General features: G+C 64.0%; 22 protein-coding genes. 13 read left to right on the forward strand and 9 right to left on the reverse strand.

Annotated features, from left to right (window positions below; genetic code table 11):
* Window positions 1–58 precede the first annotated feature (58 nt).
* The 3 genes from BM337_RS14615 to BM337_RS20715 all read right to left on the reverse strand — a co-directional run bounded on the left by BM337_RS14615 (window position 59) and on the right by BM337_RS20715 (window position 2552).
* Window positions 59–1396: a phosphopentomutase/phosphoglucosamine mutase gene (locus BM337_RS14615; RefSeq protein ID WP_089817384.1), complete on the reverse strand. Its 1338-nt coding sequence runs from the start codon at window positions 1394–1396 to the stop codon at window positions 59–61.
* A gap of 136 nt (window positions 1397–1532) precedes the next feature.
* On the reverse strand, window positions 1533–2258 hold the full coding sequence (psmB, locus tag BM337_RS14620) for an archaeal proteasome endopeptidase complex subunit beta (protein ID WP_089817385.1): 726 nt from the start codon (window positions 2256–2258) through the stop codon (window positions 1533–1535).
* A 90-nt stretch (window positions 2259–2348) separates the two neighbouring features.
* Window positions 2349–2552, reverse strand: coding sequence for a hypothetical protein (locus BM337_RS20715; RefSeq protein ID WP_143117728.1), 204 nt, complete (start codon window positions 2550–2552; stop codon window positions 2349–2351).
* 243 nt (window positions 2553–2795) lie between these two features.
* Between BM337_RS20715 and BM337_RS14625 the strand changes: the two genes are divergently transcribed.
* The 3 genes from BM337_RS14625 to BM337_RS21225 all read left to right on the forward strand — a co-directional run bounded on the left by BM337_RS14625 (window position 2796) and on the right by BM337_RS21225 (window position 4013).
* Window positions 2796–3167, forward strand: coding sequence for a DUF555 domain-containing protein (locus BM337_RS14625; RefSeq protein WP_089817386.1), 372 nt, complete (start codon window positions 2796–2798; stop codon window positions 3165–3167).
* Window positions 3168–3258: 91 nt separating this feature from the next.
* Window positions 3259–3801 carry a CBS domain-containing protein gene (locus BM337_RS14630; RefSeq protein ID WP_089817387.1) on the forward strand — a complete coding sequence of 181 codons (543 nt, stop codon included), beginning with the start codon at window positions 3259–3261 and terminating at the stop codon, window positions 3799–3801.
* Between the two features lie 59 nt (window positions 3802–3860).
* On the forward strand, window positions 3861–4013 hold the full coding sequence (locus BM337_RS21225) for a hypothetical protein (protein ID WP_177227550.1): 153 nt from the start codon (window positions 3861–3863) through the stop codon (window positions 4011–4013).
* A 14-nt stretch (window positions 4014–4027) separates the two neighbouring features.
* Here BM337_RS21225 and purM read toward each other — a convergent pair whose 3' ends face one another.
* Genes purM through BM337_RS14650 form a run of 4 tightly spaced genes read right to left on the reverse strand, consistent with a single transcriptional unit; the run spans window position 4028 to window position 8484 of the window.
* Complete coding sequence (gene purM / locus BM337_RS14635; protein ID WP_089817388.1) at window positions 4028–5023, reverse strand: phosphoribosylformylglycinamidine cyclo-ligase; 996 nt, start codon at window positions 5021–5023, stop codon at window positions 4028–4030.
* Between the two features lie 42 nt (window positions 5024–5065).
* Window positions 5066–6271 carry a GNAT family N-acetyltransferase gene (locus BM337_RS14640; RefSeq protein ID WP_089817389.1) on the reverse strand — a complete coding sequence of 402 codons (1206 nt, stop codon included), beginning with the start codon at window positions 6269–6271 and terminating at the stop codon, window positions 5066–5068.
* 51 nt (window positions 6272–6322) lie between these two features.
* On the reverse strand, window positions 6323–6940 hold the full coding sequence (locus tag BM337_RS14645; RefSeq protein WP_089817390.1) for a zinc metalloprotease: 618 nt from the start codon (window positions 6938–6940) through the stop codon (window positions 6323–6325).
* Window positions 6937–8484, reverse strand: coding sequence for a TraB/GumN family protein (locus BM337_RS14650; protein ID WP_089817391.1), 1548 nt, complete (start codon window positions 8482–8484; stop codon window positions 6937–6939). The genes BM337_RS14645 and BM337_RS14650 overlap by 4 nt, the downstream gene beginning before the upstream one ends.
* A gap of 238 nt (window positions 8485–8722) precedes the next feature.
* Between BM337_RS14650 and BM337_RS14655 the strand changes: the two genes are divergently transcribed.
* The 5 genes from BM337_RS14655 (at window position 8723) to cutA (ending at window position 10706) form a co-directional block, all read left to right on the forward strand.
* Entirely contained in the window at window positions 8723–8998 is a 276-nt protein-coding gene (locus BM337_RS14655) for a PadR family transcriptional regulator (RefSeq protein ID WP_089817392.1), read from the forward strand.
* A gap of 88 nt (window positions 8999–9086) precedes the next feature.
* Window positions 9087–9530 carry an acyl-CoA thioesterase gene (locus tag BM337_RS14660; protein WP_089817393.1) on the forward strand — a complete coding sequence of 148 codons (444 nt, stop codon included), beginning with the start codon at window positions 9087–9089 and terminating at the stop codon, window positions 9528–9530.
* 81 nt (window positions 9531–9611) lie between these two features.
* Complete coding sequence (locus BM337_RS14665) at window positions 9612–10070, forward strand: DUF7992 family protein (RefSeq protein WP_089817394.1); 459 nt, start codon at window positions 9612–9614, stop codon at window positions 10068–10070.
* A gap of 51 nt (window positions 10071–10121) precedes the next feature.
* Window positions 10122–10301: an HEWD family protein gene (locus BM337_RS14670; RefSeq protein WP_089817395.1), complete on the forward strand. Its 180-nt coding sequence runs from the start codon at window positions 10122–10124 to the stop codon at window positions 10299–10301.
* Between the two features lie 96 nt (window positions 10302–10397).
* On the forward strand, window positions 10398–10706 hold the full coding sequence (gene cutA, locus BM337_RS14675) for a divalent-cation tolerance protein CutA (RefSeq protein ID WP_089817396.1): 309 nt from the start codon (window positions 10398–10400) through the stop codon (window positions 10704–10706).
* A 50-nt stretch (window positions 10707–10756) separates the two neighbouring features.
* Here cutA and BM337_RS14680 read toward each other — a convergent pair whose 3' ends face one another.
* On the reverse strand, window positions 10757–13861 hold the full coding sequence (locus BM337_RS14680; protein ID WP_089817397.1) for an oligosaccharyl transferase, archaeosortase A system-associated: 3105 nt from the start codon (window positions 13859–13861) through the stop codon (window positions 10757–10759).
* Between the two features lie 177 nt (window positions 13862–14038).
* On the opposite strand from BM337_RS14680, the gene aglG reads away from it, so the two are divergent.
* The 5 genes from aglG to BM337_RS14705 are packed head-to-tail and all read left to right on the forward strand — an operon-like array spanning window position 14039 to window position 19979.
* A complete protein-coding gene (gene aglG, locus BM337_RS14685; protein WP_089817398.1) occupies window positions 14039–14977 on the forward strand; it encodes a glucosyl-dolichyl phosphate glucuronosyltransferase in 939 nt (312 codons plus the stop codon).
* Between the two features lie 58 nt (window positions 14978–15035).
* Window positions 15036–16232: a glycosyltransferase gene (locus BM337_RS14690; protein ID WP_089818159.1), complete on the forward strand. Its 1197-nt coding sequence runs from the start codon at window positions 15036–15038 to the stop codon at window positions 16230–16232.
* Between the two features lie 3 nt (window positions 16233–16235).
* Window positions 16236–17750 carry an alkaline phosphatase family protein gene (locus BM337_RS14695; protein ID WP_089817399.1) on the forward strand — a complete coding sequence of 505 codons (1515 nt, stop codon included), beginning with the start codon at window positions 16236–16238 and terminating at the stop codon, window positions 17748–17750.
* A gap of 29 nt (window positions 17751–17779) precedes the next feature.
* Window positions 17780–18544 (forward strand): polysaccharide deacetylase family protein, encoded by a 765-nt coding sequence (locus BM337_RS14700; protein ID WP_218155574.1) that lies wholly within the window; start codon window positions 17780–17782, stop codon window positions 18542–18544.
* Window positions 18545–18596: 52 nt separating this feature from the next.
* Window positions 18597–19979 carry a sulfatase family protein gene (locus BM337_RS14705; protein WP_089817401.1) on the forward strand — a complete coding sequence of 461 codons (1383 nt, stop codon included), beginning with the start codon at window positions 18597–18599 and terminating at the stop codon, window positions 19977–19979.
* A 20-nt stretch (window positions 19980–19999) separates the two neighbouring features.
* Here the strand turns inward: BM337_RS14705 and BM337_RS14710 are convergent, their stop codons facing one another.
* Window positions 20000–21451: a sulfatase gene (locus tag BM337_RS14710; protein WP_089817402.1), complete on the reverse strand. Its 1452-nt coding sequence runs from the start codon at window positions 21449–21451 to the stop codon at window positions 20000–20002.
* Between the last annotated feature and the right edge of the window lie 100 nt (window positions 21452–21551).

The raw sequence follows: 21551 nt of genomic DNA on the forward strand, positions 1-21551 counted from the left end.
CACCGACGCGCGAGGATTCGGCGGCGACGACTGGTTACGATTCGGCCTCGACGACGGTCTAGAACTCGGCTTCGACGGCGTCCTCGACGTCGGCGACGACGGCCGACACCAGCTCGTCGACGTCGTCGCTCTCGGCGTAGACGCGGACGTACGCCTCCGTGCCGGAGGGTCGAACGAGCGTCCACGAACCGTCGGGTAGCTCCAGGCGAACGCCGTAGTCGGTGTCGACCGTCGCGTCGGGGTATTGGTCCGGGAGCGACGACTGGAGGGTACTCATCACCGGTTCTTTCGCGTCGTCCGGACAGTCGACGCTCACCTTGCGATAGGGACGCTCGGTGATGGGGTCGCGGAGGTCGGCCAGCCCACGGTCGGCGACGAGCTGTGTGAGTACCGCCGCGCTCGCGACGCCGTCTATCCAGGGTCCGAAGTCCGTGTGGATGTGTTTCCACGGCTCGGCGGCGAACACGACCGTCCCCGACGAACGAGCGATTCCCTCGTGTAGCGCACCGAGGCGGACCCGCTCGACGTTGCCACCGGCTTCGCGGACGCGCTCGTCGATCCGCGCCGAGGCGTTGGGCGTGGTGACGACGACCGGGTCCTCCTCGCTCGACTCACGGACGTAGTGTTCGGCCAGGATAGCGACGACGGTGTCTTCGTGAACGACCGACCCGTCCGCGGCGACGACGACGATGCGGTCCGCATCGCCGTCGTGTCCGATGCCGAGGTCGGCGTCGGTGCCGGCCACGAACTCGCGGAGGGCCTCGAGACTCGCCGGCGTCGGCTTGCTCTCCCGTGCCGGGAAGGTCCCGTCGACGTTGGCTTCCAGCGCCCGGACGTCCGCGCCGAGTCGCCGGAGCACCTGTGGCGTGGCGAGGCCGGCCATCCCGTTCCCGCAGTCGACGGCTACGGTGAGGCCGGTCGACGTCGCACCGTGGGTTTCGGCGTACGTGGCGACGGCCTCGCGGTAGTTCGAGAGCGGCGAAATCGACCGGGGTGAGGTCCACTCGTCCCACGAAGCGGTGTCTGCCCCACTGGCGACCCGGTCCTCGATCCGTCGTTCGGCGTCGCTGTCGTACTCCGTGCCGTCGACGAACAGTTTGATCCCGTTGTCGTGGGCCGGGTTGTGACTCGCAGTGATCATCACGCCACGTCGACCGCGTGAGGCGAACGCGAGCGTCGGCGTCGGAACCTGTCCCACCCGGAGGACGGTACCACCCGCGCTCTCGACGCCGGCCTCGACAGCCGCCGCGAGTGCGGGACTGGTCTCCCGGCCGTCGTACCCCACGACGCACACGTCGCCGTCGGCCCCGACGGCCTGGCCGACGGTGAGGGCCAGTTCGGGCGTCACCTTCTCGTCGACGGCGCCGCGGATCCCCGCCGTCCCGAACAGTGTCATACGCGATTCGTCGGCAGGGGACTACTTGTGGATGGCGGTCACGGCCGTGCGAGCCCACCGCTCAGGGGGGTTCGAGATATCGACGAGAACGGACGACGGGAGGTCGATCCAGACGAACGGCGGGAGGCTGATCCGGTTACAGGAGTTCGTCGAACTCGTAGCTCTGGATGTCGACGCCATCCTCGGTGACGTCGGCGAGGTAGACGCCGTTGCCGGAGCCGGTGTCGCGCTCGGCGGCGGCGCTGATGGCCGCGGCCGCGACTTCCTTCGCTTCCTCGTTGCTCATGTCATCTTCGTAGAGGCTCTCGAGCGTCCCGTACGCGACGGTGAGGCCGGATCCGGTGACGGTGTAGTCGTCTTCCATGACGCCACCGGCGGGGTCGATGCTGTAGACGTGGTGGCCCTCGTCGTCGACGCCGCCGAGAATCGGATTGATGGCGAAGAACGGACCGCCGCGGGCGAAGTTCCCGGCCAGCGTCGCGAGGGCGCCGATGCTCATGTTCTCACCGCGCCGGGCCTCGTAGAGGTCGACTTCGGCACGGAGCGTCCGGATGAACGACTGGGCGCCGCCGACGCTCCCCACGAGCGTCAGGGCCGCAGTCGGGTGGATCTGTTCGACCTTCTGGACGTTCTTGTTCGAGACGAAGCGACCGCCGAGCGAGGCCCGCTGGTCCGTCGCGACGACGACGCCGTCGGTGGTGGTGATCCCGATGGTCGTCGTCCCCGTCTTGTTGACGGACTCCTCGTCGCGGTCGCTCGCGTCGGGGAGTGAGCCCAGTTCGGGCTCGTATGGGTCCTGCTGGAACCGGTCTCGGTTCAGGGGGTCGTCGGCGAAGTTGGCCCCAGGCTCTGGGTCACGCATTGGACTCTCCTATCACTCCAGTGCTGATAAAAGCATTCGTTCGGGTAGCTGTGGCCGCCATGGGTGACTGCGGGTCGGCTGTGTCGGCACCTAGTTCGGCGTCGCGTGGTCGTATGCCTCTTCGAGTCGGTTGAGGACTCTGTGCAGTGGTAGCGGGACGCCCACCTTCCGGGCGACCAGTGCGACCGGCAACAGGAAGATGCCGAGTAGCACGCTGAGTTGGTACAGTGCGAACACGCCGAGTTGGTACAGTCGGGATTCCATCGCCTTCGCTACCTTCTGGGGGAGTTCCACTACATAAGTGTTTGCAATGGGTCCCCAGAGCTGAATCGGCTGTGAAACGCGGTTAGCGGTCGTTAAACGCGACGTCTACGGTTTGAATGAACTCGTACTGGATCAGATTCCCGGCGCTGGCTCCGAGGCGGTAATACCGGAGTGGGAGTCGCCCGCCATTTCCATAACTTATGGCGAAGGAGACGATGACGTGCGCGGACCTGGATCAAAACAATAGAGTAGACGGACCGTGCACGTAGTGATATGAACTACCTGGTCGCGATGGAAGCAGCCTGGTTGGTCCGTGACGTCGAAGACATCGACGACGCGATCGGTGTCGCCGTGAGCGAAGCGGGCAAGCGGCTCAACCAGTCAGACATGGAGTACGTCGAAGTCGAGGTCGGCGCGACCGGCTGCCCCGCCTGCGGGGAGCCGTTCGATTCCGCCTTCATCGCCGCCGACACGGCGCTCGTCGGACTGGTCCTGGAGATCAAGATCTTCAACGCCGAGTCGACGGAACACGCCCAGCGCATCGCCAAGAGCGAGATCGGCGGGTCGCTGCGGGACGTCCCGCTCAAGGTCGTCGAGACCATCGAGTTCGAGGGCGACGAGGCCGAGGTCGAATCCGACTCCTGAGGCCGACGTGCAGACAGACGCTCGCCTCGGGCGAGCCGTCTGGGCTGCCAGTGCCGATGGCTTTTTGTATTACCTGTAGTTATTACTCTGTATGGATTTGCCGACGCCCGAGGACCTGCGGGAGCGACGGACCGAACTGGAGCTTACGCAGAGCGAACTCGCCGAGCGCGCCGACGTCTCCCAGCCGCTGATAGCACGCATCGAGGGCGGAGACGTCGATCCGCGACTCTCGACGCTCCGTCGCATCGTCAACGCGCTCGAAGAGGCAGAGGGCGGCATTCTGCGCGCTTCTGACCTCATGCACGCCCCGGTCGTCAGCGTCGCTCCCGACGATTCCGTCCACGAGACGAAAGAGCTCATGGACGAGCGCGGGTACTCACAGGTCCCGGTGGTCAGGGACGGGATGCCCCAGGGGCTCATCGGCAACAACGACATCCGCCAGCGGACGGGTGACAACGTCGGCGACCTCCCTGTCGCGGACGTCATGCACGAGTCCATCGCGCTCGTCGAGCCCACCGCGACCATCGACGAAATCGACGCCTACCTCAATCACAACGCCGCAGTGCTGGTCGTCGAGAGCGGTGAGACCGTCGGCATCATCACCGAAGCCGACATCGCTGCCCGTGTTAGTTAGCGATTAACGCGGTAAACGGTGGCCCCTGTATTTATTCGACCGGGTCGTCGACCGATTCGATGACCCCTGAATTGCAGGAACGTGAAGATCCGATCGAACGTCAGCTGCAGGCGGCGCTTCGGGCTTCCGACGACGACGAGGCGCGATACCACCTCCGGGAAGCACTGCAGCTTCGCATTGCGGAAAAGAGTGACGCGACCACTGGCGAGTGACGAGCCCCCGGGCGTCAGTGCAGCTCTAGTCCCCGAACACTGACGGTCCCGTTCCCGTCGGTGACCCGACCGATTCTCCTGCCGTCGTCTGTCGCCTCGACGACCGCATCGGCTGCCGCCTCCGGGAGCGCCGCGACGAATCCGGTCCCCATGTTGAACGTCCGGTGCATCTCTTCGTCACTGACGTCGCCTTCCGACTGAACGAACTCGAAGACGGGCTGGACGTCGAACGGGTCGTCGATTTCGTACCGGAACTCGCCCATCCGCATCAGGTTCGTCCAGCCGCCGCCCGTGACGTGGGCCGCGGCGTTCGCGTCGTGTTCACGGAGCGGGTCCAGGACTTCTGCGTAGATGCGCGTCGGCGTCAGGAGTGCCTCGGCGATTGTCTGGCTCTCGTCGTGGGGGAAGGGGTCGCCGTACTCGTGATTCCGTGTCGCCGCCTCCCTGGCGAGGGTGAGCCCGTTCGAGTGAACGCCCGAGGACGGCCAGCCGACGAGGACGTCGCCCACCTCAGCCTCGCCGGGGAAGACGGCGTCCTTGGGTGCGAGTCCCGCACACGTACCCGCGATGTCGAGCCCCTTGATCACGTCCGGCATGACGGCCGTCTCGCCGCCGACCAGCGCGACGCCCGCACGTTTCGCGCCCTCCCGGAGTCCGGCTCCTATCTGCTCGGCCTCGTCGTCGTCTGGCTCCTCCACGGCGAGGTAGTCGACGAAGGCGACCGGTTCGACGCCGGCTGCGATCAGGTCGTTGACGTTCATCGCCATGCAGTCGATGCCGATGGTCGAGTAGTCGTCGACGGCTTCGGCGACGAGGAGTTTCGTGCCCACGCCGTCCGTCGCGAGCGCGAGGTACTGTTCGCCGATGTCGACGAGGCCGGCGTAGTCGCCCTCGAACTCGCCCGCGGCGCCGATCAGTGCGGCCGTCGCCGCCTCGCTGGCGTCGATGTCGACGCCAGTCTCGGCGTACGTGAGCCCCTCTGCAGCGTCGTCCGCGTCCTCTTCGGTCATGTCCGTGAGGGTGCGCGGCGCGGGCAAAAGGGCTCCGTTTCGTCAGAAGTACTCCGAGAGTTCGACGGGCCGTTGCGGGAAGGCCCGGTCGAGTGTGCCCTCGAGGTCGTCGTCGTGAATTACCAGATCACCGGCCCGCCGTGCGCGCTCGACAGTTCCGTAGCCGACGACTAACTGGGAGAGGGTGCCGACGGACACCGACACGTCCACCGATTCGTACCCGTCTTCGGACCGCTCGCAAGACGCCTCGCCGTCCTCGATGGCGACGTGGAAGGTGGCGTCGTTCCAGTCGACCAGCCCGTCTTCGACGTCGAGGACGAACTCGGTGGCGACGTCGTCGGGATACGGGATGGCTTCGAGCGCAGTCGGCACGTCGGCGGCGCGGACCATCGCCCCGTGGTCCAGTTCGCAGGTGACGGCCTCTGGCGCGGCGACCCGGTCCAGTAGCTCGCCGGGCGCGTGGCTGGGGTCGCCGGGCAGTTCGACGGTCTCGACCTGCGAATCGTGCGTGAAGAGGAGCCAGCAGACGTGGCGGAACGCCCGGTCGTCGACCGCGGCGACGTCGTGAACGGTGAGCGTCCGGTCGTCTTCGCCACCAGCGACGGTGTACACGACGTAACTCTCGACGGTACCGTCGCGTTCCCACGCGTAGACGTGGCGTCTGGCCCCGGACTGTTCGAACACGCGGTGGCGCCACCAGTGCTCGGTCCGGCGGAGCGTCAACGACGTCTCCTCGCCGTCGGCCTGGTTCACCCGACGGAGGCGTTCCCAGTCGTCCGGGGACGGGCGGAAGAACCGCCCCGCCTCGTTCGCGGCGATCGGTTCCAGGGCGGCAGGGGGAAACCGGTACGTCGCGTGTTTGCCGGCACTGGCCCAGCCAGTACTGGCGTAGAAGTCGTGGTCGAACGGCCACAGGACGACGAGCGGGATATCCCGGTCGGCGAACTCGCGGAGGGACTGCCGAAGCAACGTCGCCGCCCGTCCGTCCCGTCTGTACTCGGGCGGCGTCGCGACAGCCCTGAGTCCGCCGAGCGATAGCCACTCGCCTCGGCACCGCGCCTCGAACTCGAGCAGCCGACAGATGGCGGTCAGTTCGTCGTCTTCGAACAGCGCCCGGGGCTCACCGAACTGCTTGGACGGGTCTGTTACCCGGTCGGTCTCCTCGGGCTGGTCCTCGGGGGAGAACGCGTAGTGTGCGACGTTTTCGAACGCCTGGAGACGGGATTCCGGGACGGGACGGTACTCCATACCACGTGTGGGGAGAGCGCGATCAAAAAGCTTCTCGCTCGTCGACGGCGCTCAGAAGACAGATAGCACGACGAGCGCGGCGAGGGCGAAACTCGGGAGCGCCACCAGGGCGTAGGCTCCCTTGCTCCAGTCCAGCACCGTCTTGCCGTCGAGCGGGCCGAACGGGATCATGTTGAACCCCGCCAGGAGGAAGTTGATCAACAGTCCGAACCAGGCGATCTCGGTGAGTATCCCCGGCGGCGCGACGAGCCACGCGCCGACGAACACGGCGCCGAAGCCGAGGTTCGTCACCGGGCCGGCGACGGCGATGAGGCCGTGTTCTCTGGGCGTAATCTGCCCACGGTGGTGGACCGCGCCGGGCGCGGCGAAGAGAAAGCCCATGAACGCGCCGACGACGGCGACGAACAGCATGCTGTAATCGGCCCGGAACTCGGCGACCTGGCCGAACTGGACGGCGACGACCTTGTGGGCGAGTTCGTGGAAGAGGAAGCCGACGCCGACGGTGACCATCGAGACGGCGAACGTCGAGCCGAGTTCCCCGGCGACGCTGGCCACGTTGCCCCGGAGCGCGCTCTGGATCCCGGCCCGTTCGAGTAACACGGTGAAGGCGACGCCGAGCGTGACCCACGCGATCCCGAGATCCCGGAGTTCGCGCGCGCTGAAGTTCATCCACTCACCGCGGACCAGATGACGTCGGCGCCGGTCCGGGCGCCCTCGACGAGCAGTCCGCCCATCGCCTCGACGCCCCCGATGGGCGCCGACAGCCACGGGAGGATGGCCGGGAAGACGATCAGACTCGCGATCATGCTCCCGACGTTCGTCAGCGCGACGACCATGATGAGCCGAAAGAGAGGCACCTCGCGCATCTGGGCGACCAGTTCCAGGATGGGCAACTCCTGGTCGTCGAGAATCTCGTTGAGCGTCGCGATGTCGGCGACGCTGACGTCCTGGTACCTGAGTTCGACGTAGCCGGCGAACCAGCCAGGTGCCAGTAGTGGATTGACGCTCGTCATCCAGGCGATGCCGCCGCCGACGGCGGCGCTCGTCCAGCGGGCGCCCGCGACGAGCGCCAGCCCGCCCGCGCACACGGCGTTCACCACGAACCACGCGGCGAACAATTCGAGCAGCCACTGCTGGCTCGCGCCGCCGAGCGCGAGCAGGACGAAGAAGGCCAGGAACGCGAGCGTGATGGCGTAGCCGACGACCTTGTAGATCGAGAATCGACCGCTCTCCTCCTGTCCGACGAGCGAGTCCATCGGCGGCAGCGAGGCCGGGTCGGCGAGGTATCGTTCGATGCCCTCCTGGTGGCCCGCGCCGACGACGGCGACGACGTCGTAGCCCGCTTCACGAAGCGCGACGAGTCGGTGAGCGATGTAGGCGTCGCGCTCGTCGATGAGCGCCTCGGCGCCGCCCGGCGAGAACCGGCGGAACTCCTCCATCATCGCGGTGACGACGTCGCCGTCGGTCAGGTCCGACATGTCGAACTCCTCCAGATCCTCGTCGCCGCCCAGCGACGTCAGCAGGACGGCGATGGGGATCCCCACGACCAGGCCGATCCCGAGCGCGACGATCAGGAAGTCCGCGGCGGCGATCGCGAACCCCCCCAGTAAGGGGATCGCCGGAAGCGTTCCACCCGCCCACGCGCCGGCGGGGAGGAGAACGGGACCGACGATGGATTCGGCGGCGACACCGACCACCAGCCCGATCGCCATCCCGAGCCCGGACCCGACGACTCGCGGGTCGTCGAATTCGGCGAGTAGACTCCCCACGAGGACGAGTTTCTCCTTGAGCGTCAGTCGTGCCCAGAACCGTTGCACGGTGGTCTGGATCTCCCTGTCGACGAGGGCGACGCCGAGGCCGAGTCGTTCGGCGGTCTCGACGCCGGCAAGCATGTCCGCCCCGGGGGAGATGTCGAAGCGGTCGCCGAGTCGCGTCTGGACGTACGAGAGCATCCAGTAGGCGAGAAACTGGAAGACGGTGTTTCCCCGCAGCATGTCGCTGGCGTCCAGGTCCTCCGGCGCCTCGCCTTTCATCTGCTTGTACCGACCCTCGTCGAGTTCGACGGCGACGACGTCGGGCCGGCGGGATTCGATCGTCTCTTCGACTTCGTCGACGCTGTCCTGGGAGACGTGGGCCGTGCCCACGACCGTGACGCTACCCTCTTCCCCACCCTGGGGCGGCAGGTCCCGGCCGGACTCGGCGGGTTCGGTCATCACCCTCGCTACTCATTCACCCCTGTTATCGTTGTCGGGACGGGGAGCGCCGGGACGACGAGGGGGCGGTGTGCGTGCTCGCGGACTGTATGTCAGTAATAACAATCCGAAAACACGTATTTCACCGGCCGGAGCGAACGCGTTCGGTGCCACACTGGACGATAACGTTGGGGTTATCTGGTTTCTATCGTCTCAGATAACGTGATATATACGGAGATCTTATACCTAGCTGGTTACCATGTACGATCTAACTGGATTCCAGCGTGATCTGTTGTACGTCATCGCGGGCCTCGAAGAACCCCACGGACTCGCTATCAAGGAAGAACTCGAAGACTACTACGAGAGCGAGGTCAATCACGGTCGTCTCTACCCCAACCTGGACACACTCGTCGAGAAGGGGATGGTCGAGAAGGGCCAGCGCGATCGCCGGACGAACTTCTACACGCTCACCAGCCGTGGTCGGCGTGAGCTGTCGGCACGACAGGACTGGGAAGCCCAGTACGTCACCGCCTGATCGCTGTTTCGCCCGGCGCCGGCAGGCGATTCTGTCTTCCTCTTTCGCGGTCGATACACTCTTTCGTTCCCGTCGGAAACTCGTGGCCATGCCCGACCTGATGGACACGTACATCGAGAACCGCTGGCTGGTCCAGCCGAACCACGCGAACAACCTCCAGACGACTCACGGTGGCAACGTCCTCAAGTGGATGGACGAACTCGGTGCGCTCTCGGCGATGCGTTTCTCCGGCGAGAACTGCGTCACCGCCCGGATGGACCAGGTGAACTTCAAGCGGCCGATCCCGGTCGGTGACGTGGCACTGATCCGGGCGTACGTCTTCGAGGCCGGGCGGACGAGTGTCCAGGTTCGCCTGGAGGCGTTTCGAGAGGATCCGCGAACGGGCGACCGCGTCCCGACGACCGAATCCTACTCCGTCTACGTCGCCGTCGACGACGACGGCGAACCGACGTCCGTCCCCGAGTTGACCGTCGACTCCGAGCGGGGTTGCGAACTCCACGAGCAGGCGGTCGCCGAGAACGCCGAGCGCTGAGTAGTCACTGCCGACCCGATTCGTCGTTCTCGAACCGTGCTAACGGGTACCCTTTTCCCGACACCGACCATCTCTCCGGACATGACTCTCGACGTTGACGCGCCGGAGCCCCCAGCGCTCGACCCCGCCCAGGACGCGGCGGACTACGACGACGCCGACCCTGGCGGGAGCGAGTACCGACGCGAGGAACTCGAATCGTTTCTCGAAGACGGCGCGTGGGAACAGGCGTTCGAGAAGTGGGCCGACGACACGGACCTGTCGGAGACGGCGTTCGACGTCGTGGTCGACCTGGAACTGATCGGCGAGTTCGACTTCTTCTGGGACGCCTTCGCCACCCGCGTCGGCTATCACGCCCCCGGCCTCCCGGAGAACTGGCGCGAGCGAGAGATCCACCCGGACCTCGACTCCTGGGACACGGTTTCGGGCATCAACGCCGCCATGGCGGAACTCGGCGGCGTCGTGAGCGAGGTGCTCGAAGAGGAGTACGTCGACTGGGAGAGCGAGTACGACGGTCCCGACGACCTCCCGCAGTTCGAGTGAGCAGACTCCGGACCGGCACGCTGATTAGCCCCTGGAAAGATCCGTGTAGGTATGAACGAAGTGGTCCCACCGACCGAGCGGACCTGCGAACGATGCGGGCGACGGGACGTCTGGGACGAGGACGTCTCCACCTGGCGTATCGATTCCGAGGACGGCGAGAAGCTCATCGGTGACCCGTACTGTCTCCACGAGTGGGACATCAACGGGAACTACAACCCGCTCGCCGAGTGACTCCATCGCGGCACTCTCGAGACGATCGTCGCTGAAACTGCGGTACTATCTGGATTACCTCGACCTCTTTTCTGCGGGGCCATCTATACTCCGCCTATGCCGACAGCCCTGGTCGCGGTTCCGCTCTCGGAGAGCGAACCGCTCGCACGAGCGCTCGTCGAGAAGCGTCTGGCCGCGAGCGTCAACAGCGTCAACTGCACGTCGACGTACCGCTGGGACGGTGCGGTACAGTTCGCAGACGAGGCGATACTCGTGGTCAAGACGACTGCCGACCGCTACGACGACGTCGTCGAACTGGTGGAACGGCGCCACCCCTACGAGGTGGTCCCGATCGAACGGTTCGACGAATCGGACGCCACTCCCGACTTCGTCGAGTGGCGTCGAGAGAGCGTCGCCGAGAAGTAGTTAGCGGCGTCGGCCGGTGGCGAGGGTAGCCACCGCCTCGTGTAACAGAACTAGTCCCTGGGGACGGCGACCAGCGATCCGGTCGTGTTGCCGTCCGTGCCGCTCTCGGTCGTCTCGTCACCGGTCGTGTCGGTGGTCGAATCGCCGTCGGAGCCGTCCGTCTCGTTCCCGGCCGTCACGTTCTCCGAGCCGTCGGACTCGTTGCCCTGCTCGTTGGGGTTGAACAGTTCTGACCGTTCCATGTCGACAGTCGACACCGAGTCGTCCTTCCCGATGACCTGGCCCTCGGTGACGTCGGTCGTTCCGCTCCAGGAGTAGACGGTTCCGTTGTCGGCCTGCGTCGCCGTCTGGAACTGGTAGCTGGAGTTCGCCCGGACGCTCACGTTGGTGTGTCCCTCGTCGGGACCCCACTCGTCGTAGCCGGTCGTGGAGTAGGGAACGGTCATCGTGAATTCGCCGTTCTCGTCGGTCTCGGCGACCTGGTGGTAGGTGAACGTCTCGTCGGACCCGGGCATCTGCATCTCGACCTGTCCGCGGACGGTCGTGTCCGCGGGGCCGGTCCCCTCGATGGTCGCGCCGGGGACGCGCTCGAAGACCTTCGTCCAGCGCGGCTCGGTCGGCTGGAGGAAGTCAGCAGCGCCCTGGCTGAGGCAGGCGTACGAGCCGTCTCCCTGGGGAAGTGCCACGTCGCTATTGCAGTCCGCCCGGTTCTGGACCTCTGTCACGGCGCCCTGGTTGCCGAACAGTGCCAGTGCGGTCGACAGCAACCCGCGGTTGTAGTTGTTGCTCGTGGTCGCGGACCGTTCGCTGGCACCGACGAGGCGGTAGTGTTCCATCGCTTCGACCCGCTGGCTCGGCTTGCCGCCGATGCCACCGATCTGGGCCGTGCTGTCGTTCGCGACGTAGGCCCGCGCGTCTGCCATCGAATCGAACTGGCGGATGGTGGACGAGTTCGGTTCCTGCGGCGGAACGGCGTTGACGGTCGCGCCGTTCTGTACCTGTGTGGGACTCCAGTCGATGACGTACGGTTCGGGCTCCACGGCGCTCCCGTGGTGCTGGTAGAGCCGAACGGCCGTCGTGTTGTAGAACTCCTGAGACTGCAGGCGGAAGTACGCGCCGTTCTGGAGGTTGTAGTAGATCCGTTGCGTGTAATCGCTCAGGGTGACGTCGCCCTCGTCGTAGAACTGTGTGGGTGCGAAGAACTTCCCGCGGTAGTTGGAGTACGTGTCGACCATCTTGTAGTCGATAACGACGTAGCGGGTCTTCGCGTCGTCCTCGTCCATCTCGTCGAGAACGTCGTTGGCCTGCGTCTCGTTCGGCGCGACCAGGAAGTTAGCCGCGGTGGTCGCTCCCTGCTGGAACGGGTTGGCGTTCGGAATCCGCTCACCGATGGTCGTGATCCAGTGCCCGTAGTCCCACCAGGAGAGGACGCCGTACTCGCCCCGCGCGTAATCGTAGTCGTCCGTTTTCGAGTAGGTGCCGTAGTAGTCCAGATTACTGTCGCTCCCGTTGAATGCGCCCTCCTCGGGCGTGTTCTCTTCCATCCAGCCGAGACCTTCACTCCACGCCCGGATGTCGCCGTCGGGGTGGTTGAAACCCTGGTCGGGCGACCCTGCGGCGACCGCCGTCGGCGCGATGGGGACGAGGATAACGAGGAGAATGGCGACGATAGTCAGGGCCTGGTACGCCTCGATGTTCGTCACGTCGCCGTCCAGTTCGAGGTCGATCCAGCCGACGACGATGCTCACCGCGTACCCCGTCAACACCGCGACCGGGAACACGAGGTAGTACTGGAAACGGGCCTGGGTGAACGTCGTCGCGGTCATGAGGGCGAGCCAGACGACCACGAGCAATTGTTCGGCCGGAATGTGGTCGTCCCAGACGTGGCGGGCAAGAACGACGAGACCGCCAAGGAAACCCAGGAACAGGGCGAACCCGTAGGCGTCGAACAGTTGCTGGATACCGTAGCCGAGGCCCTGTCGTTCCCAGTTGACCAGTGGCTGCACCTCACCGACGGTGCCACCGGCCTCGCTCGTCGTGAAGCCGAGCCCGAAGATCCGCAGGAGTTGATTGACGAAGTAATCGAAGACGCCTGGGAGGACGAGCCACGTAAGGAGGACGAGGCCGCCGACGATGCCGCCGACGCTCACCGGGTAGAGCGTCCTGTCGAGGTCGCGGTCTTCCCACTCGCGAGCCAGCCACGCCATGAATACGCAACCGCCAGCCACGGCGAACGCGAGGAGTGGATGCAGGATCGAGTGATCGGTCGCTGTCAGCGTGGCGGTCTGCGTCGACGGGAGTATCGTGACGCCCGTGACGGCCAGCATCACCGCACCGGCGAATGCGGTGTGTTCCGGACTCTCGCCGCGGAGCACTTCGAGGCACATCTGGACGAGCAGGAAGACGCCCACGATCCCGATGAGGAGGACACCGAAGGGCCAGACCCAGAGGTAGAGCGTGATCGCGAACCCGGCGAGTGCGCTCCAGAGGAGCGTGGGCCGGAGCGTGTCGAAGTCACGTTCGACGACTTGCTCGTAGATCGGTTTCTCGCGGTGGGCGGCCGTGATGGCGACCATCACAGCCAGGATGCCGAGCGTCTGGAACAGCGCCTCGGCGACGTGGTGGTCGGCGAATCCGACTCGACTCCGGTTGAAGAAGGAACCGACGGAGAAGGCGAGGACGGTGACGGCGGTGATGCCACCGAGCCGACCGCCGAGACGCCGACCGATGACGTACGTCGGGATGCCGGCCGCCGCCGCGAAGAACGCCGGGGCGACGAGGACGGTCATGGCGACCGTCTGGTCGCTCGGAGAACCGAGCCCCACGACGAGTGCGGCGGTGGCGATTATCTGGTCGAACAGCGTCCCGAACTGACCCGACGCGTTGCCGTACGGGAAGTAGGTCCACGGGTCGAACGGCATCGTCGCCGGCCAGTTCCGCACCGTGTAGGAGACCGAGCGATAGTGATACCAGGCGTCGTTCCCGTGAAACAGTACCTCACCGTCGACGACGAAGTTAGAGACGCTCCGAAGCCGATTCCACAGCATGAACGCGAGCAACAGTGCGACGACCGGGATGTGGTAGTTGGCTGTAACCCAGTCGGCGGCTGACTCGAGTTCGGGGTTCTCTTCGAGGCGGCCCCGCCATTGACTCATTGGACGGAAGGAGTCACATCGTCTCCATAAGCCTTGTCATATAACCGGGATCCGACGTCGAACGCTTATATGCGAACGGCCCACCACACCGACCGAATTTCCGGGCCAGGGGTGCGAACGCGGCCGGCGGATCGGCGGATGAAAACGCCTTTCTCGCATCGCTGTCACCGGAGTGATATGCGCGTCTCGGTCGTCCTCTGTACGCACACGCTCGATCGATACAGCGACTTCTCGGAAGCGGCCCGGAGTGTGCTCGACCAGACGTACGACGACGTGGAACTGGTCCTCGTCTCCGACGGCGACGAAGCCGTCTACGACCGGTTCCAGAAAGATTTCGGTGACCGGGACGACGTCGTTCTCCACTGCAACGAGGAGAACGTCGGCCTGCTGCAGAGCCGGAACAACGGTGCCAAGGTCGCCACGGGCGACGTCGTCGCGTTCGTGGACGACGACGCCGTCGCCGACGAACGATGGGTCGAGGAACTTGTAGACGTCTACGAGGCCCGGGACGTCCGAGCGGTCGGCGGACGTATGACACCCGCCTGGATTGCCGGGAAGCCAGCGTTCCTGCCCGAGGAGTTCTACTGGCTCGTCGGCGTGACACAGCGCGGGTTCGGGCCCGCCGACGGCGACGAGGACACGCCGGGCGAGGTGCGCAACACCTTCGGGTCGAACATCTCCTTCGACCGCGAGACGTTCCTGGATCTCGGCGGGTTCGAGGACGACATCGGGGGGCGCAAGGGCGACGCCAACTTGCAAGGCGGCGAGACCGAACTCGCGGCCCGGCTCGACGCCCAGTACGGTTATCGCGTCTACTACAATCCAGACGCGAAGGTCGCCCACAAGGTGTTCGACTACCGCACCGACCCTGTCTGGCTTCTGGACAGGGCGTTCTGGCAGGGCTACTCCAAGCGAGGGATGGAGGTGTTCGTCCCCGGGTCGACGGGTGAGGAGTCGGAATTTCTCGGTCAGCTACTCACCGAGTTCGTTCCGTCGCGTATCAGCGACCTCGTTTCAGGACCATCGCTCGAGAAGGCCCTCCAGCTCGTCATGCTCTTCGTTTTCACGGGCGCCGTCGGGCTCGGGTACCTCTACGGCGTGGTGAAGTGGCAGTGACCGCCCGGCCACCCCAGATGTCGATACCCTTATGCCGCTCTCGTGGTTCGAATCGGCCATGATTGGCGCGTCGGCGGACGGGTCTGAATCGGCCGCTTTCGACGACGCGATCTCGGATCTTGACGTCGCTCTCGCCCACTGGCACGTCAACGCCTGGGGTGGTGCCGAGTACCTCGTGACGAAACTCGCGGAGGTTCTCGACGTCGACCGGATTTACACGACTGGGACGCCATCTCCCGACGACCCGAACCCGTACGGCGACGTCGAGTTCTACGACGTGACCCAGGACCTCTCACCGGCGCCCCTGCGTCGATTCCAGACCCGGTTCGGCCGCGTGTTCGAGTACGCACTCTGGGAGGACGTCGACTGGCGCGAGTACGGCTATCCCGACGTCCTCGTCACATCGGGGGCGACGACGCGGGCTGTCATCACGCCGGACGACACCCTGCACGTCAACTACTGTCACTCGCCGCCGCGGTGGTTCTACGACCTCTATCACGACCGGAAAGGCTCTCTTTCGGGGATGCTCGCCCGGCCAATCGTCCGGTATCTCCGCATGCGCGACATGACTGTCGACCCACGCGTCGACCGCTACTTCGTCAACAGTCCCATCATCGCCCGACGATTGAAGAAGTTCTTCAAACGCGACGGGGAGGTTCTCTATCCGCCGCTCGACCTCGATACGTATCACAATGACGGCGACGAGGGATTCTATCTCCACCTCGGCCGGCTCGACGAGGAGAAAGGCATCGAGGCGGTCGTGGAGGCGTTCGCCGCCGGGACGGACCGGAAACTCGTCCTCTGTGGCGGCGAGGGTGACGCCGACGACGACGTCCGTGCCCTGATAGACCGCGCCGCGAACATCGACTATCGTGGGTTCGTCTCCCAGGAGGAGAAGCATCGTCTCCTGGCCACCTGTCGCGCCGTCGTCTTCAACGGTCGCAACGAGGATTTCGGCATCGTCCCCATCGAGGCGAACGCGAGCGGTAAGCCGGTGCTGGCCCGAAACGAGGGCTTTCCCGGCCTCTTCGTCGAGGACGGCGAGAACGGGCTTCTCCACGACGGGACTCCGCGTGGGATCGTGGATGCAGTCGACAGGCTCGAACGGGACGGCGTCTCCGGAGATCGCCGGTCGATGGTCGAAAACTTCTCAATCGAAGCGTTCGAGAATCAGCTCACTGAGACGCTGGTCGAGCGATACGAGTCGTTCGAGACGGCGATCGAGACCAGCGACGACTTACGACGAACTCGTTGATACATGACCGACACTATCGTACTCGGCCTCGACGGCGCCAACTGGGCTCTACTGGAGCCCTGGATCGAAGACGGACGGCTTCCGAACATCGCTTCGCTCCGCGAATCGGGTGTCTGGACCGACATGGAGAGCTGTCTCCCCCCGGTAACGTGCCCCAATTGGCGCTGCTACTCTACCGGAAAGAACCCCGGCAAACTGAGCGTTTTCTGGTGGGAGAAGATCGATACCGATGCACGGACGCTCACGACGCCGAACTCGCGTTCTTTCAAGAGCGCGAACTACTGGGACTATCTCAACGACGAAGGGCTGACTGCGGGTATCGTGAACCTCCCGATGTCGTACCCGCCGTTCGACGTCGACGAGTACATGGTGGCCGGCGGCCCCGGAAGCGAACAGGAATCCTATACGTACCCACCGGAGTTGGCCGACCAACTCGACGGTGACGGCTACCGCTTGCACCCCGATACCCCCGTCGCGTCGAAGGAGGACCGGGCGGCGGCCGACGCGATGGTCGACCTCATTGACCAGCGCCTGGCGACGTTCAGGCAACTGCTCGACGACGGCGACGTCGACGTCGCGCACCTGACCGTCTTTTACGTCAACGTCCTCCAGCATTTCTTCTGGCGTGGCGAACCGACCCGCAGCGCCTGGGAGGTCATCGACGAGCACATCGGTGCGATCCGCGAAGACTACCCAGACGCGACGCTGATGCTGATGTCGGATCATGGCTGTAAAGACGTCGACACCGTCTTTTACATCAACAGCTGGCTCGAAGAAGAGGGGTATCTGGTGACGGAGACCGATGCGGCGGACGCCCTCACCGGCGTGGGAATCAACAAGAAGGAGATTTCCAAGCTGGCTCACAAACTCGGTGTGCACGATCTCGTTACGAGCCTGGCTCCGGAGTGGCTGACGTCGTCTATCCCCGAAGACGAGGAGGGGTTCAAACGCGAACAGAAACTCGAGAAGGTCGACTGGGACCGCTCACGTGCCATCGCCAGCGGCCAGGGACTCGTCTACCTCATCGACGACGACCCGGCGACGCGAGACGAACTCGTGGCCGACCTCGAATCACTGACCAACCCGAGCGGCGCCCCCATAGCGAGGGAAGTCTTCACCAGCGAAGAGGCTTACAGCGGCGACTACGTCAGTGATGCACCTGACATCGTCTTCGATCAGCGGCCCGGGGTGCACACCAGCGGCGCGATCGGGTCCAATCCAGTCTTCGATGACGTCGGTCACTGGGAAGCGGAGAACATCAGGACTGGTCTTTACCTGGCCGACGGCCCCGACGTCGACGCGGATTCGCTGCCGGAGACCATCTCGATAACCGACGTCGCCCCCACAGTGCTCACCAGCGTCGACTGCGCTGTCCCCAGTGACGTCGATGGGGAGCCCCTCGATCTGTTCAGCGATGCGGCGGTTCGGGAACGGGAACCCATTCCGTTCGACGGCCTCGAGTCCTCGTCGGGTGAAGAGGTGCAGGAACGTCTCGAAGACCTCGGCTACCTCGAATGACTGTCTGCATCACGGGCGACGTCCACCACATGTCCATGGAGACCCGCGACCAGGCGTACATGGACGGAACCGAGGTCGAAGCAGCCGTGGAATACGCTCGAATCGCGGGTAAATACGATGTGCCAGTCACGCTGTTTCTCACCGGTAAGAGCGTCATAGAGGAACCTGAAAAGGTCCGTACACTCGTCGCCATGGACAACGTCGAACTCGGCGGTCACGACTACTGGGCGTTCACAACGCCCGTTCACGCAGCCTGGCGGGCGCTAGGTAAGGTCACGAGGAATCGGATAGGCTCGTGGAACGGACCACGCCCCTTCCAGGCTCACGAGATTCGGAAGACTGTGGCGGCGTTCGGCGATCTCGGTGTCACCGTTCGGTCCTGGCGCGATCACGCCTACCGTCACGACCGCCACACTGCGGACCTCCTCTCACAGTACGACATCACCCACTTCTCCGACACCGTCGAACCTGACGGGACAGTCCACAAGGAAAACGGGCTTACGGTCGTCCCCGTTAACACGCCACCTGATCACGAGCATGTTTATCATTCGTTCCGGACGCGCGACTTCGTTGCTAACGACGACTTCGAGGGGCCATTCGGGGCTGAGTCTCGGGACGTGGAGGACTGGGCCGAATGGGTCCTTGACCACGTTGCCGACCACCGATGTGCGGGCAAGACCGCGACCGTGCTCGCCCACCCGGCCTGTATGCAGCTCGCGGATGGGTTCACGGCATTCGAAGACCTGTGTGCTGCCATCGATGGCGGTCGTTTTCTCTCGGCCGTCGAGGGCTGACCGCTGAAGTGACTCGAAATGTTTTATCATCCATGCGAATGAGCAAGCTCCAATGAAGACGTTACTGCTGACCGTCGACGCACTTCGGGCCGACCACCTCGGTCAGTACGGCTACGAGCGAGATACCATGCCGGTGCTTGACGATCTCGTTGAGGACGGAACTCGTTTCACGTCGGCATTCGCAAACGGGACGTACACTCGCATCTCGGTTCCTTCGTTCCAGACATCGCAATATCTCGCGTACGAGAACTTAGAGGCGATGCCAAAGATCGCACCGATCCTGGAAGATGGCGGCATCGAGACCGCGGTGATTGGGACTCAGACTGGCATCGGACTCGTACATGGGGGATTCGGGTATGGGGAAACCATTGATCTCGGTCGTGACGATAACTTCGTCGAGGCTAACGCCGACAGACCGCTTGGGGAGTTAGTCGCCTACCGGGTGAACAAGGTCGCCACCCGAATCAGTCAAGGGCTCCAGCACCGGGGAGCCGACCGTCTCTACGACCTCCTGAAAAAACCGTATCGGAAATTCTATCCGGAGACGCCCTTCGAGCACAGCGGCTATACCAGTGCCAAGCGCGTCACCGACCGGGTAATCGACTGGTTCGAGGATACCGAGCGCGAGGACAGTTTCCTGTGGGTCCATTACATGGAAGCCCACCGTCCCTATGGCGTCCACGATGAAGACCCAGCTTACCTCGAAGGCACAGTTGATCGGGAACGTCTCTACGATCTGATGAAGACTGCGGGCACGGATCCCGACCAGGTCTCTGAATCCGACCGGCAACTCATGATAGACCTCTACGACTCGGACGTTCGTTACTGCTCGCGCCACATCTCTCGGCTCTTTGATTACCTTCGCGAGAAGGGCCACTGGGACGAGACGAACATCGTCTTTTCAAGTGATCACGGTGAGGAGCTCTACGAACACGGGAAGTTCTTTCATCGAAACTACCCGTACGATGAGCTCCTCCACGTGCCGCTGATTATAAAACGAGCTGAAGACTCTGAGGGCGGGGACGTGGTCGCCGGTCAGCGCCAACTGCTCGACCTCGCACCGACAATCTGTGCGTTCCACGGCCTCGATCCGGATGATTTCAGGTTCCTCGGGACCCCCTTGTTCGAGGGCGACTCACGAGAAGTAATTGCGCTCGGCCAACCAAACGATCAGGATGCAGCCGTAGCGGTCCGGTATGACGGCTGGAAGTACATCGACACCGGTGACGACGAGTTGCTTTTCGAACTCTCAACTGACCCAGACGAGACCGAAAACGTCGTCGCCGACAACCCGGATGTGGCGGCCCGCCTCTCGCGCTGTATCCCTGACTCCATTTTCGAACGCGACGTGGAAGACCCCCGGGTACCGGAGGACGAAGTCGACCGCGAGCATCTGGAGGCTCTGGGGTACATGGAACTGCGCGAGGAAGACTGATTATCGATGGACTCGGGATCTCACTTAATGTAGCCGAGCGCTTCGAGTTGCTCGCCGAGGTCGTCGGGTTCGACCGCATCTTCGATACTGTAGTGCTCGTAGGCGTCCAGCGCGTAGTGGTCGCCGACACGGCCTAGCATGTCTTCGAGGACTGACGGCTCAGCAGCCGCGCGGTTCTTCCGCTCGTACTGATCGTCGGGGATATAGAATAGTTCGTCGGCGTCGTTTTCCTGAACCGAGGTGACGAGCTTCCACTCGTCGGTCCGACAGGCCGTGATCCGGTTGCTAAGGTCAATATCACGCCAGCCACCGGAGGCGATCTGGCTGAAGACTGTCCGATCGTCCGGCATCGGTCTTTCACCCCGAAGTATCGGGTCGAGCGAAACCCCGTGGAAGGTGTCCGGAATCGCTGATTCTTCACAGGTGGCGTCCAGCAACGTTGGCGCGATGTCGATGGTCGAAGTTACGCCTTCGGGGAACGAGATGTCCTCATTACCTCGCCTGACGATCAGTGGGACGCGGACGAGCTCATCGTAGGGTCGGCCGCCGTGGGCCAGTTCACCGTGTTCACCGAACGCTTCTCCGTGATCGCCGACGAGCATCGCAACTGAGTCTTGCCAGTATCCCCGTTCCCGCAGGCCGTCGATTAAGCGACCGATCTGGTCGTCCACCACCCGCACGGACGCGTCGTAGAGATCGGAAACGACCGAAACCTCTTGCTCTGTCACCTGGTCCTCTTTCGTGTTGACCTTATCGTTGATTCGCCACAATTCGCCGTCCGAAACCTGTTCGTCGAGGAACTGATCGCGGTAGGATTTTGGAGGAACGTACGGCGAGTGCGGTTCCATAAAGTGGATCCACAGGAACAGCGGCTTTTCATCCGAGAGGGCGTCCAGGTACTGGAAGGTTCGGTCGACAGCCGCACTGGCCGAGTCGTGCGGTGCGGTGCGCGATCCGATCTGCCGGTAGAGCGACTCGACCAGACGATATGCCAAACTGTCCTGGTCGAGTGTCTCATAGACTTTTTCTTTCGCTCTCTCCAGGTAATCGTCCGTTCGCGAGGGGCCAGTCCCGTCGTCCTCGTCCCAGAGGCACATTTCCGGGTCGGAAACGACGGTCTGCTCACTATCGTAGTACAGGTCCCACCCCCGATCCCACCCGAACTGAGAGTGCAGTTGCGTATTCGTGTTGATGCCAAGGGTCCGAAAACCACGATCTCGAAAAACCTCTGCAATCATGTGGCGGTCTCCCGTCAACTGAGCGTACCCGCCGTACATCAGCGGGTACGACGAACAGAGGATCCCCGGGAAACTCGTCCGGGTGTTCGGTCCAGTCGTGATGGCCTGGTCACAGAACGCGCCCTCTTCTGCAAGGGCGTCCATGGTGGGAGAGACCGGGCGGTCGTATCCAGCGACCGAGAGGCAGTCGTATCGCAAACAATCGACGGTTATCAGGATAGCATTCCGTGGCATCGGGAGTCGATACGCTTCATCAACTCTCAAAAGGATAGTAAAATTTTGGATTTCCCAGGGAAGTCTGGAACGAACGACGAACCGCCACAAATTCGAAGGC

It is taken from the genome of Halomicrobium zhouii (assembly GCF_900114435.1).
Classification (GTDB): domain Archaea; phylum Halobacteriota; class Halobacteria; order Halobacteriales; family Haloarculaceae; genus Halomicrobium; species Halomicrobium zhouii.